14 protein-coding genes are annotated in these 14,648 nt (G+C 70.4%); 5 read left to right on the forward strand and 9 right to left on the reverse strand.

From position 1 onward, the window contains the following. The first annotated feature begins 2 nt into the window (after positions 1-2). The 3 genes from ABFG95_RS09525 to ABFG95_RS09535 all read left to right on the forward strand — a co-directional run bounded on the left by ABFG95_RS09525 (position 3) and on the right by ABFG95_RS09535 (position 2,777). Entirely contained in the window at positions 3-1,538 is a 1,536-nt protein-coding gene (locus ABFG95_RS09525) for a PepSY domain-containing protein (protein WP_348995787.1), read from the forward strand. Between the two features lie 77 nt (positions 1,539-1,615). Continuing rightward, entirely contained in the window at positions 1,616-2,044 is a 429-nt protein-coding gene (gene arsC, locus ABFG95_RS09530; protein WP_049075714.1) for an arsenate reductase (glutaredoxin), read from the forward strand. Positions 2,045-2,171: 127 nt separating this feature from the next. After that, positions 2,172-2,777, forward strand: coding sequence for a phosphatase PAP2 family protein (locus ABFG95_RS09535; protein ID WP_278993374.1), 606 nt, complete (start codon positions 2,172-2,174; stop codon positions 2,775-2,777). A 7-nt stretch (positions 2,778-2,784) separates the two neighbouring features. Here the strand turns inward: ABFG95_RS09535 and ABFG95_RS09540 are convergent, their stop codons facing one another. Next, positions 2,785-3,336, reverse strand: a complete 552-nt coding sequence (locus ABFG95_RS09540) for a methylated-DNA--[protein]-cysteine S-methyltransferase (RefSeq protein WP_278993375.1) — start codon at positions 3,334-3,336, stop codon at positions 2,785-2,787. 144 nt (positions 3,337-3,480) lie between these two features. Here ABFG95_RS09540 and ABFG95_RS09545 point away from each other — a divergent pair, with 144 nt between their 5' ends. Next, entirely contained in the window at positions 3,481-4,929 is a 1,449-nt protein-coding gene (locus ABFG95_RS09545) for an AlkA N-terminal domain-containing protein (RefSeq protein WP_278993377.1), read from the forward strand. Positions 4,930-5,394: 465 nt separating this feature from the next. Here ABFG95_RS09545 and ABFG95_RS09550 read toward each other — a convergent pair whose 3' ends face one another. The 8 genes from ABFG95_RS09550 to ABFG95_RS09585 form a co-directional block, all read right to left on the reverse strand. Beyond that, the gene (locus ABFG95_RS09550; protein ID WP_049075718.1) at positions 5,395-5,877 is read right to left on the reverse strand and encodes a YajQ family cyclic di-GMP-binding protein; all 483 of its coding nucleotides are present in this window, start codon (positions 5,875-5,877) and stop codon (positions 5,395-5,397) included. A 79-nt stretch (positions 5,878-5,956) separates the two neighbouring features. Then, entirely contained in the window at positions 5,957-6,745 is a 789-nt protein-coding gene (locus ABFG95_RS09555; protein ID WP_278990577.1) for a heme ABC transporter ATP-binding protein, read from the reverse strand. After that, entirely contained in the window at positions 6,742-7,740 is a 999-nt protein-coding gene (locus ABFG95_RS09560; RefSeq protein WP_278990576.1) for an iron ABC transporter permease, read from the reverse strand. The genes ABFG95_RS09555 and ABFG95_RS09560 overlap by 4 nt, the downstream gene beginning before the upstream one ends. Beyond that, positions 7,724-8,554 carry an ABC transporter substrate-binding protein gene (locus ABFG95_RS09565; protein ID WP_059272435.1) on the reverse strand — a complete coding sequence of 277 codons (831 nt, stop codon included), beginning with the start codon at positions 8,552-8,554 and terminating at the stop codon, positions 7,724-7,726. Before ABFG95_RS09565 ends, ABFG95_RS09560 begins: the two co-directional genes overlap by 17 nt. A gap of 10 nt (positions 8,555-8,564) precedes the next feature. Continuing rightward, positions 8,565-9,611, reverse strand: coding sequence for a ChuX/HutX family heme-like substrate-binding protein (locus ABFG95_RS09570; protein ID WP_139122210.1), 1,047 nt, complete (start codon positions 9,609-9,611; stop codon positions 8,565-8,567). A gap of 80 nt (positions 9,612-9,691) precedes the next feature. Continuing rightward, complete coding sequence (locus tag ABFG95_RS09575) at positions 9,692-12,310, reverse strand: TonB-dependent receptor (protein WP_348995788.1); 2,619 nt, start codon at positions 12,308-12,310, stop codon at positions 9,692-9,694. 112 nt (positions 12,311-12,422) lie between these two features. Next, positions 12,423-13,421: a FecR domain-containing protein gene (locus ABFG95_RS09580; protein ID WP_278990574.1), complete on the reverse strand. Its 999-nt coding sequence runs from the start codon at positions 13,419-13,421 to the stop codon at positions 12,423-12,425. Further along, complete coding sequence (locus ABFG95_RS09585) at positions 13,400-13,909, reverse strand: sigma-70 family RNA polymerase sigma factor (protein ID WP_049078043.1); 510 nt, start codon at positions 13,907-13,909, stop codon at positions 13,400-13,402. Before ABFG95_RS09585 ends, ABFG95_RS09580 begins: the two co-directional genes overlap by 22 nt. Positions 13,910-14,117: 208 nt before the next feature. On the opposite strand from ABFG95_RS09585, the gene ABFG95_RS09590 reads away from it, so the two are divergent. Next, a complete protein-coding gene (locus tag ABFG95_RS09590; RefSeq protein WP_278990573.1) occupies positions 14,118-14,585 on the forward strand; it encodes a CopD family protein in 468 nt (155 codons plus the stop codon). The last annotated feature ends 63 nt before the right edge of the window (positions 14,586-14,648 follow it).

Raw genomic sequence — 14,648 nt, forward strand, 5'->3', positions numbered from 1 at the left:
CCATGGACGCCATCCCCTCCCCCCGCCGCCGGCCCGCGTCCGTGCCGTGGTCCACCCGCGCCAAGCGCTGGCTGTACCTGACGCACCGCTGGGCCGGCATCGTGCTGTGCCTGTTCTTCGCCATGTGGTTCATCTCGGGCGTGGTGATGATGTACGTGGGCTACCCCAAGCTCACGCCGCAGGAACGCATGACGCACCTGGCGCCGCTCGACCCGGCCCGCGTCGCCGCCACGCCGGCCCAGGCGCTGGCCGCCGCCGGCGCCAGCGACATGGCGGGCCTGAGCCTGGCCGCGCTGCGCGGCGGCGCGCCGGTCTACCTGGTGCCGATGGGCCGCGGCCGCGCGCCCAAGGTGGTGGATGCCGCCAGCGGCGCGCTGCTGCCGCGCGCCGACGCCGCGGTCGCCACCGCCAGCGCCGCGGCCTGGTTCGACGGCCAGTACGCCGCGCGCTACCAGGGCGTGGTGGAGGAGGACGTCTACACCCACTCCGGCGCGCTCGACATCCACCGGCCGCTGCATCGCATCGACCTGGACGACCCCGCGCGCACCCGGCTGTACGTCTCGTCCGCCACCGGCGAAGTGGTGCTGGACGCCACCCGCCGCGAACGGCTATGGAACTACGTCGGCGCCTGGATTCACTGGCTGTACCCGTTTCGCGGCAATGTCTTCGATCCGTGGTGGCACGACATCGTGGTCTGGCTGTCGGTGGCCGGCGTGGCCGTGGCGCTGACCGGCACGGTGGTCGGCATCCTGCGCTGGCGCTTCTCGCGCCCCTACGCCAGCGGCAGCCGCTCGCCGTATCGCGAGAACATGATGCGCTGGCACCACCTGGCCGGCCTGATGTTCGCCGGCATCACGCTCACCTGGATCTTCAGCGGGCTGATGTCGATGAACCCGTGGAAGGTGTTCAGCAGCGGCGCGGCGCCATTGGCGCAGCAGGCCTACGCCGGCGGCGCCTACGACGCGGCCGCGCCGCAGGCGCCGCCCGCCGCGCTGATCGCCGCCCTGCCCGCCGCGCCGCGCGAACTGCGCTGGACCCGCGTAGACGGCCGCGACCTGGTACAAGCCCGTAGCAACCCGGGCGCGCCGCGGCTGCTCGCGGCCGCCGACGCGCAGCCCGTCACGCTCGACCCCGTGGCCCTGCGCGCGGCCGCCGCGCGCCTGGTGCCCGGCGCCACGCTGACGGACCTGCAGGTGCTGGACCGCTACGACTTCTACTACTACGGCCGCGACGAGCACGCCATGCTCGGCCATATCGAGAAGCCGCTGCCGGTGTGGCGCCTGGTGTTCGACGACCCGCAGGCCAGCTGGGTCTACCTGGACCCGCGCACCGGCCAGGTGCTGAGCCGGCAGGACCGCGGCAACCGCGCCAGCCGCTGGCTGTTCGCCTTCCTGCACAGTTGGGACTGGACCGGCCTGCTGGCGCGGCGGCCGCTGTGGGACATCCTGCTGGTGTTCCTCAGCCTGGGCGGCGTGGCCCTGAGCCTGACCGGCGTGGTGATCGGCTGGCGCCGGCTGGGCCGCAAGCTGCGCGCCTGAAACCGCGCGGCGGCGAGGACCGGGCGGGAATGCACTATGCTCCTGCCTTGTCCCCGCACCATCGCAAGGAAAGCGCCATGTCCGACGTCACCATCTACCACAACCCCAAGTGCGGCACCTCGCGCAACACGCTGGCCATGATCCGCAATGCCGGCATCGAGCCGACCGTGGTGCTGTACCTGGAAACGCCGCCCTCGCGCGCCGACCTGAAGGCGCTGTTCAAGCGCGCCGGCATCACCGTGCGCGACGCGCTGCGCGAAAAAGGCACGCCCTACGCCGAACTCGGCCTGGATGACACCTCCCTGAGCGACGACGCCCTGCTGGACGCCATCGAGGCCCACCCGATCCTGCTGAACCGCCCCTTCGTCAGCACCCCGCTGGGCGCGCGCCTGTGCCGCCCGTCCGAACTGGTGCTGGACATCCTGCCCGCGCCGCAGCAAGGCGCCTTCACCAAGGAAGACGGCGAAGCGGTGATCGACGCGCAGGGCAAGCGCATCGCCAAGTGAGGCCGCCGGGCGGAGGAAATCGCATCCAGAAGTAAATCCCTGGATTCCGCCGCATTTTGCAAGGGATTTGACGGCAAACCTGTCTACCATCGCGCCTGACCAAATCATTTCAGTCAGATGACGATTCATGGAATTCCTGGAACCCCTCAATCAGTCCCTTTTTCTTTTGATCAACGCCGATCCCGCCAGCCCCGGCTGGCGCATCCAGGCCGGCCTGATCGTCGCCAACCGACTGATCCAATTGCTGCCCATCACCCTCGCCGCGCTCTGGTTGTGGGGCGGACAGGCGCAGCGCGAGCTGGCGCTCAAGGCGCTGGCCGGCATCGGCGCGGCGCTGTTCATCAGCTACCTGTGCGGCGCGCTGTGGCCCCATCCGCGGCCGTTCACCCTTGGCCTGGGCCACGCCTTCTTCGCGCATAAGGCCACCGCGTCGTTCCCGAGCAACCACACCATCATCATCGCGACACTGGCGTTCACGCTGATATTCGACCGGCGCTGGGCCGGCTGGGGCTATGCCACGATGCTGCTGGCTGCCGTGGTCGGCCTGTCGCGGGTCTACCTGGGCGTGCACTTCCCCCTGGACATCGCCGGCGGCCTGCTGCTGGCGCCGGTGGCGGCCGGGCTGGTCATGCCGGTCTGGCGCCGCGTCGGCGCGCCGCTGACCCTGCTGCTGCAGGCCCTGTACCGCAAGCTGCTGGCCCTGCCCATCGCGCGCGGCTGGATCCGCGCCTGAGCGTTTCTCACGCGGCGCGCGCAACCGGCGCGCCCCTGGCCGCCCGCCAGCGGCCTTCGTGATCCAGCAGCCAGCGCTTGCGATGCAGGCCGCCGCCGTAGCCGGTCAGCGACGCATCGGCGCCGATGACCCGGTGGCACGGCACCACGATCCCCACCGGGTTGGCCCCATTGGCCATGCCAACGGCGCGCACCGCCGAAGCCCGGCCAATGCGCCCGGCCAGCACGCCATAGCTGATCGTATCGCCCGGCTCGATATCCCGCAGCGCCCGCCACACCTGACGCTGGAAATCGGTGCCGCCCAGGGCCACTTCCAGCCTGTCGATCGCCTCGACCTCGCCGTCGAAATAGGCCTGCAACCGGCGGCTCGCGGCCGAGACCCGCGTGGCGTCCTCGATCCGCACGGCGTCCTTGCCGTACTGGCGCCGCAGCAAGGCATGCATGCGGGGCTCGTAATCCTGCCAATCGACCGCGCGCAGACACTCCCGCGCATCGGTCAGCACGAGCATCTGCCCGATGGGCGTGGCAACGCGTTCCAGGGTGAAGGTTTGAATCGGCATGACGGGCTCCGGATACGGTAGGAATGCACCCAATATAGGCCGGCCGCCGACCTCGCGCTGGCGGATTCCGGACATGGCAGTGAGCGTGACAACAGTGTCCGAAAACCGCTAGATCACGTCCGCGTCCGGCGTTAGCATGGCCTCATGAACCTCGACCACGACGCCTGCTACAGCGCCATCCGCGTGCGCGACGCCCGTTACGACGGCCGCTTCTTCACCGCGGTCAAGACCACGCGCATCTACTGCCGCCCGGTCTGCCCGGCGCGCACGCCGCTGTCGCGCAATGTCGTCTTCTACCCCACGGCAGCGGCCGCGCAGGAAGCGGGCTTCCACCCCTGCCTGCGCTGCCGCCCGGAAACCGCGCCCGCCGCCGGTCGCGCCCGCGATTTGCCCGACAGCGTCGCGCGCGCGCTCGGCCTGATCGAACTCGGCGCGCTCGACGAAGCCGGCGTCGACGCCCTGGCCGCGCGCCTGGGCGTGGGCGAACGCCAGTTGCGGCGGCAGTTCCGCCAGCACCTGGGCGCGTCGCCCGTGGCCGTGGCGCAGACCCGGCGCGTGCTGCTGGCCAAGCAACTGATCCACGAAACCCGCCTGCCCATGGCCGAGATCGCATTCGCGGCCGGCTTCGGCAGCATCCGCCGCTTCAACGAGAGCTTCCTGGCCCTGTTCGGCCGCGCGCCGGGCGAACTGCGCCGCTCCGGCAAGCCCGTCATCTCGGCCGGCCCGCAGGGCGAAATCAAACTGCTGCTGCGCTACCGCCCGCCCTACGACTGGACTGCCATGCTCGACTTCCTGCGCGTGCGCGCCATCCCCGGCATCGAACGGGTCACGGCCGACAGCTACACGCGCACCATCGAGCTGGACGGCGCCCAGGGCACCGTGCGGGTCGAACCCGGCACGGGCAACGCACTGCAGGCCACCGTCCGTTTTCCCCAACTGCATGCCCTGCCCACCATCATCGCCAGGCTGCGCCGCGTTTTCGACCTGGCCAGCGACCCCGCCGCGCTCGCGGCCCAGCTTGCCCACGATCCCGTCATGGCCGCCCTCACCGCCGCCCGCCCGGGCCTGCGCGTGCCCGGCGCCTGGGACGGCTTCGAACTGGCGCTGCGCGCCGTCCTCGGCCAGCAGATCACCGTCGGCGCCGCCATCAAACTCGCCGGCAAGCTCGTCGCCGCCCACGGGCAACCCCTGGAGCAACCCGACGGCGACCTGACCCATCTGTTCCCCACCCCGGCCGCCGTCGCCCCCGTCGACCTCGCCCCGCTCGGCATGCCCCGCAGCCGCGCCGCCACCTTGTCCGCCGTCGCCGCCGCCGCCCTGGCTGACCCGCGGCTGTTCGACACCAGCAACAGCCTCGACACCGCCGTCGCCCGCCTGCGCGAAATCCGCGGCGTCGGCGAATGGACCGCCCAATACATCGCCCTGCGCCAACTGCGCGAACCCGACGCCTTTCCCGCCTCCGACATCGGCCTGATCCGCGCCCTGGAAAAACTCGAATCCCGCGAATACACCCCCGCCCAACTCCTCGCCCGCGCCGAAGCCTGGCGCCCCTGGCGCGCCTACGCGGCCCAGCATCTGTGGGCGGAATACTGAAGAGATTGAAGAGGAATAACGGGCCGCGCCGCCATGCAAGCGCGAGTCACCCCAATGGGCCAGCCCAACAAGACCAAAACCCAGCATCTCCGGAAAAGCCTCTAGCCCCCCCGCGAGCGCGCCGCGCACACCGTCTCGACGCAGCACGCCGCGTATGCAAAAAAAGGCCGCGCAGGGCGGCCTTTTTTCTGCGGGCAACGCAAACCTCCCCGCACCCCCACTGACCTGACAGCGCCGCAAACCTCGACGCCGGTAGCCCGTTGCGCGGGGCGCCTGGGGGGTGGGCAACCTCGATGCGCCCGACGGAAACCGAAGGAGTCGCCGCAGGCGAGGACGAGGTTGAGGAAGGGGGGGGCCGCCTAGGCAAGTCCGGAGCGAACGCTCCGGACCGCAATCGCGGGCGCCCACCCCCCAGGCGCCCCGCGCAACGGGCGGCCTACGAACGCGCCCGCCGCATCAAACCAGTCAGTCCCGAAAATTCTCAAACTGCAACGGCAAATCCACATCCGTCTTCTTCAACAACGCAATCGCCGTCTGCAGATCATCCCGCTTCTTCCCGCTGATCCGCAGCTTGTCGCCGTTGATCTGGCTCTCGACCTTGAGCTTGGCGTTCTTGATCGCCGCGATCAGCTTCTTGGCCACCGGCTGCTCGATCCCCTGCTTCACCGTGATCTTCTGCCGCGCCCCGCCCAGATTCTCCAGCGGATCCGCCACATCCAGGCAGCGCACGTCGATCCCGCGCGCCGACAGCCGGCCGCGCAGGATGTCCAGCATCTGCTTGAGCTGGAACGCGCTCGACGCCACCTGCGTCACCACGAAACCATCCAGTTCGAATTTCGCATCCGTGCCCTTGAAATCGAAACGGGTGGCGAGCTCACGGTTGGCCTGGTCGATGGCGTTGGTGAGTTCGTGTTTGTCGACTTCGGAAACGACGTCGAAAGTAGGCATGACACTAAGTCCTGTCGGTAGATGAGGAAAAGGCGGCCGCGGCCGCCGCGATGCCCCATTTTAGCGGGGCTGGCGCCCATCAAGCCATCAGCACCAGCAACCGGTCCGCCTGCAACGGATGCGGCATCACCTGCGCCTGGATGCCGTACGCCAGGAACAGGTTGGCCGGCGTCAGCACCTCGGCCGGCGTGCCCTGCGCCACCGCCTGGCCGCCGCTCAGCAGCAGCAGGCGGTCGCACCAGCGCGCCGCCAGGTTCATGTCGTGCATGATCACCAGCACGCCCGTGTTGCCCTCGTGCGCCAGCTGCGCCGCCCGCCGCATCAGGTCGGCCTGGTGCTTGGGATCGAGGCTGGCGGTCGGTTCGTCCAGCAGCAGGTAGCGGGCTTCGCCCTGGGCGCGCGCCGCGCGGCATTGCACCAGCACGCGGGCGAACTGCACCCGCTGCTGCTCGCCGCCCGACAGCTGCGGATAGCGGCGTCCATCCAGGTGGCTGACGTCGGCCCATTCCAGCGCCTGCCGCGCCAGTTCGTCGACCTCGGCCGGCGACAGTTCCGGAAACGGATAGGCGCCCATTGCCACCACTTCGCGCACGCCCAGGTCGAAGGTCAGCCCGGGCTTTTGCGGCAGCACCGCGCGCTTGCGCGCCTGCTCGCGCGGCGGCATCCCGCCCAGCGCCCGCCCATCCAGCGTCAGGCTGCCGCCATCCGCGCCCAGCTCGGCCGACAGCGCGCCCAGCAGGGTCGATTTGCCGGCGCCATTGCTGCCCAGCAGGCCCACCACTTCGCCGGGATGGATCGCCAGCGACACGCGGTCCAGGATGCGCTTGCCGTCGCGCGCCAGGCTCAGGTTCTCGGCGGCCAGCATCAACCGTGCCTCCGGCCGCGCGCCAGCAACCACAGGAAGAAGGGGCCGCCCACCAGCCCGGTCACCAGGCCGATCGGCAGTTCGGCCGGCACCACCACGACGCGCGCCAGCCAGTCCGCCAGCGTCATCACCAGCCCGCCGCCCAGCAGGCAGGCGGGCAGCAGCAGGCGATGGTTGGCGCCCAGCGTCATGCGCACCAGGTGCGGCACCACCAGCCCGACGAACACGATGGTGCCGCTGGCGGCCACCAGCGGCCCGACGATCAGGGTGCAGGCCAGCACCAGCCGCGCCCGCGCCTGCTTGAGCGAATAACCCAGGTGCTGGGCCTCGCGCTCGCCCAGCAGCAGCGCGTTCATCACGCGCCACTGACGCGTCAGCCAGAGCGACAGCAGCAGTACCCACGGCCCCAGGAAGGCCAGCAGCTTCCAGCTGGCGCCGGCCAGGCTGCCCATGTTCCAGAAAGTCAGGTCGCGCAGTTGCGCGTCGGACGCCATGAAGGTGAACAGCCCGATCAGGCTGAAGGCGATGGCGGTGATCGCCACGCCCGCCAACAGCAGCCCCGCCACGCCCGGCACGCGCCGTCCCACCAGATAGGCCGACAGGGTCGCGACCAGGCTGCCGATGAAGGCGCCCGGCGCGGTGTACCAGAAGCCGCCCGGCGTCATCACGATGGCGCTGACCGCGCCCAGCGAAGCGCCAGCGGAAATGCCGATCAGCCCCGGTTCGGCCAGCGGATTGCGGAACAGCGCCTGCAGCGCCGCCCCCGAGATCGCCAGGCCCGCGCCCATCACCACCGCCAGCAGCACCCGCGGCAGGCGGATGTCGATCAGCACGTTGCGCCACAGCGCCTGCTCCGGCGTGGGCGTGCCCCACAACAGCGCCGGCAGCTCGCGCAACGGAATCGAGACCGCGCCGCTGGCGCTGGCCGCCAGCACCGCCGCCACCACCGCCACAGCCAGCAACACCAGCGCCAGCGGCGGGCTAGCGCGCCATGGCATGCGCGGCCTCCTGCTTGAGCTGGATCAGCGCCTGCGGCAAGCGCGGCCCCAGCCCCAGGATCAGCAGGTCGTCCATGACGATGATGCGCCGCTTCGCCGCGGCCTGTGTCACCGCGATGCCGGGCAGGCGCGCAAAGCCATCGAGGCCGCCGCTGGCCTGCAGCGATTCGCGCGTGATGATGATCAGGTCGGGCGCCAGCGCGCCGATGGCCTCGGGCGACAGCGGCTTGTAGCCCTGCTGGCCGTCCAGCACGTTGGCCAGCCCGGCCAGGTGCATGACTTCGGCCGCCGCGGTGCCGCGCCCCGCGCCTTGCGGCGCGCCGTTGCGGTTGATCAGCAGCAGCGCCCGCGCGCGCGTGGCCGGCATGGCCTCGGCCTTGGCCAGCTCGCGCGTCACGTCCCGCACCATCTGCTCGCCGGCCGGCGCCACGTCCAGCGCGCCGGCCACGGCGCGGATGCGCGCCTTGAGCGAATCGACCGACGGCGCGTCCGGCACGCTCACCAGCCGCACCCCGACTTCGCCCAGGCGCTTGAGCGCCTCGGGCGGCCCGGCCTGCTCCGAGGCCAGCACCAGGTCGGGCTTGAGCGCAAGCACGCCTTCGACCGGCACCGCGCGGTAATAGCCAACGCGCGGCAACCGGGTCGCGGCCTCCGGGTACAGGCTGGACTGGTCGTCGCCGACCAGCCGGCCGCCCTGCCCCAGGCCGTAAACGATCTCGGTCACGCTGCCGCCCAGCGTCACCACGCGTTCAGGCGGCGCCGCCTGCGCGCCCGCCACCAGCATCCAAGCCGCCACCGCCAGCCATTTCTTCATTGCATCATCCTCAAGCGGCCAACGGCACGCGGCACAGGCCCGACATCAATTCACGCCACCCCGCCAGCTCCGGCTTGCCCGGCTTGCGCTCGCCGAAGAACTGCGCGATCAGATCGCCGCTGGACGAATACAGTTCCAGCGACGTCACCCAGCCATCGCTGGTGGGTTTGTTCACCACCCAGGCCGACGCGATGGCGGTGGTGTCCAGGTGCAGGTTGAAGGTCGGATCCAGCACGTTGAACCACGGGCCGGTGCGGCGCAACTGCCGAACCGGGCCGGTGTGGATCTGGATCATGCCGCGGTTGCCCACGAAGCACATGATCGACAGGCCGCTGGCCGCCGCCGACTCCAGCATGCGCTCGACCGACTCCGCCGGCACCGTCTGCGCCAGGTCTTCGCCGGCCGCGGCCAGCGCCGCCAGCCGCGACACCTTGAACTTGCGCAGCAGCGGAAAGAACTCGTGCGTGTCCTGCATGCCCAGCCAGGCCTGGCGCCACCGGGCGCTGTCCTCGACGCTCGGCGCGTCGGCCGCGGGCGCATAGGGCGCGGTCTCGGGCCAGCGCGAAGCGCCGGCGAACCTGGCCACCAGCGCGTCATACGCGGCGACGTCGGTGGCTTCGGTGCGGTAGACCTTGTGCACCGCCACGCCCGCGCCGTCGAAGAACTGCAGGCTGTGGCGGCCGTCCTGCTCGACCGCCCAGGCCGACTTCCAGCACGAGAAGAATACGCGCAGGTCGATGTCCGGCCCCAGCACCAGGCCGACCGGTCCGTCGGCCTGGATGTCCAGGTAGGCGCCGTGGCGCTCATGCACGCACCAGTCATTGCGCGTCAGGGCCATCACCGGGCCCAACGTGCCCAGTTCGCGGAAGATCTCCTGCGGCTGGCCGTGCAGTTCGGTGGCCTTGACGCCGCCACAGCCGGCCGCGACCCATTCGGCCTCGGACACGCCGAGTTCCTGGGCTAGGTTGCGGGCGCGCAGGCCGGGCCTGGACGCCGCCAGCGCGTCGTTGCGGGCGCGCAGCTCGGCGGCGCGGGTCGCGAAATCAGGATGCTTCACTTCTTGGTTCATTGCGGTCTCTCCGGCCGGAATGGAAAATCAGGACTGCCGCCGCTGTCGCGCAGCGGCGGCAGCGCGGGTCAGTATTGATAAGTCAGCGAGACGCGCAGGCTGCGCCCCGGCTCCGTGTACCAGTCCACCGGCCGCGGCAGGGCCGTGGCGCCGGCGGTCGGCACGTTGATCGCTTCCCAGTACTTCTTGTCGAACAGGTTGAACACGCCAGCCTGCACCTGCAGCCCCTTGACCGCCGTCGGCCGCCAGTAGCCCATGAGGTCCACCACGCCGTAGCCGGGCGCCTGGAAGTCGCGGTTGGGCGTCGAGGCGCCGGCCTCCGGGTATTCGACCTTGTTGCGGCGCAGGGCGGTCGTCAGCAGCGCGTCCACGCCCCACACGTCGCGGCCATAGCCCACGCCCAGCACCGCCTTCAGCGGCGCCACCGAGTTCAGGTACTGGCCGGTGCCTTCGTCCTTGCCCACGGCCCACGCCAGCGAACCCCACGTGCGCCAGCCCGGCGAGAACTTCCAGTGCGCGCTGGCCTCGGCGCCGTAGATGCGCACCTTGGCGCGGTTGACGTTGCCGGTGATGCCCAACGGGTACTGCCCGGCCCAGCCCGGCTGCCATTGCGGCGAGTTGGCATCCAGCGGCACGTTGCTGTCGATGAAATTCTGGTAGCGGTTGTCGAAGAACGATACCGCGCCGCCGAGCGAATCGGAACCCAGCTTGGCGCCCAGTTCCCAGCCCTTGCTGGTTTCCGGCTTCAGGTAGGGATTGCCGACCCGCAGGTAGGTGCCGGGGCCGCCGTAGTTGGTGTAGAGCTGCGTCGCGCTGGGCGCCTTGAAACCATAGGCGTACTGCGCGTACAGACTCAGTTCGTCGGCCGCCTTCCAGGTGGTCAGCAGCTTGGGCGAGAAGCGCCCGCCGCTGTTCTCGGGCGGCAACACGCCGCCGTTGCGGTTGCTGGCGTAGCTTTCGGTGGACCTGGGCTTCTGCTCGTAGTGGTCGTAGCGCAGCGCCGGCATGACGGTGTAGCGGCCATCGCCGAAGCTGAATTCGTCTGACATCCACAGCGCCCACTGGCTGCCCTTGGACAGCGGCACGTCGGCCTGGTTGGTGTGCAGCATGTCGCAGGTGCGCGGGCCGAACGGCGCCGGCGTGCCGGCCCGCACGGTGGGGCAGTTGTCGTAACCGCTGGAGTTCTGCTCGGTCTTGTTGCCATACCACTCGCCGCCCACGGTCCACAACTGCGACACCATGTTGCCCGCCAGCCGCTTGGTCAGTTCGCCATTGGCGCCGAACATGGTCTGGCGGATGGAGTTGTTGCGGCCGTAGGCGTCACTGGGGAAGCCATAGCTGAACGGATCGCCGGGAATGATGTTGGCGCGCGCATCGCGGCTGCGCTCGCCATCCAGCGCGCTGTCGAGCTGCATGCGCTGCCAATACACCACCGCCGTGGCGCTGTCGATCCAGCCCCCCTCGCCCGGCGCCTTGTAGGCATAATCGAACGACACCCGCTCGCGCTCGGTTTCCTTTCTGGTGGCGTTCTCGCCGATCAGGTAGCTGGTGCCGGGGCCCTGCTCGAACATGCTGTCCTGGGTGGCCTTGCGCTTGAAGTATTCGCCGGTCAGGCCAAAGCGATGGCCACCCTCCACGCGCTGTTGCAGCTTGAGCAGGAAACTGCGCTGGTCATAGTCTTCGGGCGTCGGTTCGCTGCGGCGCGGGCCGTAGCCGCCGACGTCGCCGCGATTGTCCAGCGCATGGCCGTTGCGCACGCCCGCCTGCACCAGCCAGAAGGTATTGCGGTGGATCTGCCCGGCCAGCGCGGCGTTGGCGCCCCAGCTGCTGTCGGCGGTGTCGTAGTCGGTCTTGGCCAGCGCGCCGAAGGTCTTGCCGTCGCTCAGCAGGTCCGAGGGATCGAGCGTGTACAGGTCGGCCATGCCGGAGATGGCGCCCGACCCACCCGCGCTGGCGTCGACGCCGCGCACGATGTCCAGGCGTGACAGGGAATTGAAGTCCACCGCCTCCAGCCCGCCCTTGACGCCGCGCGCGCCGTCATCGAGCCACGGCAGGCGGATGCCATCCACCCGCGTCAGCACGCGATCCTGGTCAAGCCCGCGAATGTTGATGCTGTTGTTCTGGCGGTTGAAGTTCACGCCCGGTTCCAGGCGCTTGCCCAGGTCGCTCCAACCGCGCACCTGCGCGTCGTCCAGGCGCTTGCGGTCGCTGCGGGTCTCCCACGCCGGCGTGACCGCCGCGCCCTCGCCCTCGACCGTGACCGGTGTCAGCTGCGTCACGCCGCGGGACGGCAACGCCTGCAGCACGAACACGCCCGGGCTGCGCTCGCGCGCGGCCAGGCCGCTGCCGGCCAGCAGGCGGGCGAAGCCGTCAGCCACGGCGTAATCCCCGTTCAGGCCGGCGCCACGCCGCTGGCCCACCAGCGCCGCGTCGAACAGCACCGTGACGCCGGCGTTGTCGGCGAAGCGCGACAGGTTCTCCGCCAGCGGGCCGGCCGGAATGCGGTAGGTGCGCGCCTGCTCGGTCGGCGCGATCTGCGCCAGCGCGGCGGCGGCCGGCCACAGCGCAACGGCTGGGGCAGCCAGCGCGGTGGCGATGCGCAGCGCCAGGGCCAGGCGGGTCAGTCGGCATGGAACCTCTCGGTTGAGTGAATAGCCGCGCGCGCGGCTGGCGGGGAAATGAGCCATGGTCGTCCTTTCGATCCAACGGGTATCGGCATTCGTCTGCCTCTACTGACCATGACCCGGGAAAAATGCGAACCGGACAACTCCCTCTCGGTTTTTTTGTAACGGCGACGATTCAAGCCTGGCCGACGCGCGGCAGGATCGTCACCCAATACGCGCTGCGATAGCGCACCTGCACCGGCAGCGTGGACGGCAGGGCCGCCAGCACCGCGTCGGTGTCATGCAATTGGAATGCGCCGGAAATCCGCAGCCCGGCCACGGCCGGATCGCAACGCAGCACGCCCGGCCGATAACGGCTCAATTCGGCCGCGAACGCATCCAGGCGCCAGGCGCTGGCGTGCAGCACGCCACGCATCCAGTCGGTGGCGTGCGGATCGGCCGGTTCGGGCCGCGGCACCTCATCGGCGCGCAGCCAGGCCTGCTCGCCCGCCGCCAGCGCCACCCAGGCGCCGGCGCGGCCCAGCATGACGCGGCCCTCCTGGACGCTGACGCGGCACGCCGCGCCCGCGTCCTGCACGCAGAATCGCGCCGCCCGCGCCTGGACATCGCCCAGCCGCGTGCGGACCACGAACGGCCGGGGATGGGGGTCGGCCTCGGCCACCGCGTGGACCGCGATCTCGCCGGCTCGCAGGCGCACCAGCCGCAGGTCGCCGTCGTACAGCACGTCGACGGCGCTGGCCGTGTTCAGGCGCAGGGACGACCCATCGCCCAGCGCCACCTGGCGCTGCTCGCCGGCCGCGCTGCGGTAGTCGGCGCTCCATTCGAACGGACTGGCGCGCCAGGCGGCCCAGCCCGCCGGGCCGGCCACGACCAACGCCGCCAGCGTCTTGACGGCCGCGCGCCGGCCGGCCGATTCGGGCCGGTTCAGCGCCGCCATGCCCAGCGCCGCCGGGACCAGCCCGAGGCGCTGATTGACCCGCTGCGCGCGCTGCCAGGCGTTCTCGTGTTCGGCCTTGCTGGCGCGCCATTGGGCGCAGGCGCGGACGTCGGCGTCGGTGGCCCGCTCGGAGCTCAGGCGCATCAACCAGCGCGCCGCTTCGCGCGCGACCTTGCGGTCGACGGCGGGCAGCGCCGCGGCCGCCCACGACAGGCTCACATCACCGCCAGGATGCATTGTTCGTATCCCTTGGCAATGTAGCGATGCACCGAGCGCGTCGACACATTCAACCGCGCGGCGATCTCGGTGTGGCTGAGGCCTTCGATCTGCGCCATCAGGAACGCCTGCCGCGCCGGCCGCGCCAGGCCGGCCAGCATCTCGTCGATTTCCTGCAATGTTTCGAGGATGAGCAGGCGTTGCTCGGGCGACGGCGCCTGCGCCTCGGGCAAGGCGGCCAGCGCCTCCAGGTAGGCGAGTTCAAGCGAACGGCGCCGATGGTGGTTCAGCAGCAGGCGCTTGGCGATGGTGGTCAGGTAGGCGCGCGGTTCGCGCAGCGCGTCGAGTTCCTGGCGATGGCGCAGCACGCGCAGGAAGGTGTCCTGGGCCAGATCGGCGGCGTCGCAGGAATTGCCCAGCTTGCCCCGCAACCAGTTGTGCAGCCATCCGTGGTGCGCGCGGTAAAGCAGATGGACGGCGTCGCCGGAGGCTAGCGCAAGGTTGGACACAGTGGGCTCCCGAACTTTCTTGATCACAAATAAAAATCAATCTCATTCTAAATGGAAACCCCTGATGCGCGTCAAGACGCCCGCCGGCACCCCTGCGGGATATATGATGGGGACAGATTCGGCCGGGATCTCCCCGGCGGCCACCGCCCACAGCCAGCCCTTGCCGTCGACATTGCGACGACGCGGGCCATTCCCGAAGCCCGACACCATGCTCTACAGCGCGCTCAAACTCATCCACCTGCTGGCCGTGATCCTGTGGGTCGGCGGCATGCTGTTCGCCCACTGTTTCCTGCGGCCGGCGGCCGCACGACTTGAGCCGCCGCAACGGCTGCGCCTGATGGACGCGGTGCTCGGCCCCTTCCTGAACGCGGTGGGGGCCGCCATCGTGCTGATCCTGGCGACCGGCGCGCTCATGATCGGCCAGGAGGCGGCCCAGGCCGCGCGCAGCGGCGGCGCCTTCTTCATGCCGCGCGCCTGGACCGTGATGGCCGCGGGCGGGCTGGTGATGACGGCCATCTATGGCTACATCCGCGCCGCGCTCTATCCGCGCCTGCGCGCGGCGGTGGCCGCGTCGGAATGGCCGCGCGGCGGCCAGGCCATGGCGGGCATCCGCCGCTGGGTCGGCGTCAACCTGGCGCTGGGGCTGCTGATCGTGGCGGCCGTCTTCCTGCTATAGCCGGGCGCAGCTATCGGCCCGGCTTGGCCGCCTATCGGATTTCTTTGGACTGGTGCAATACGC

The sequence above is a fragment of the Achromobacter sp. HNDS-1 genome (assembly GCF_040084795.1).
Classification (GTDB): Bacteria; Pseudomonadota; Gammaproteobacteria; order Burkholderiales; family Burkholderiaceae_B; genus Achromobacter; species Achromobacter ruhlandii.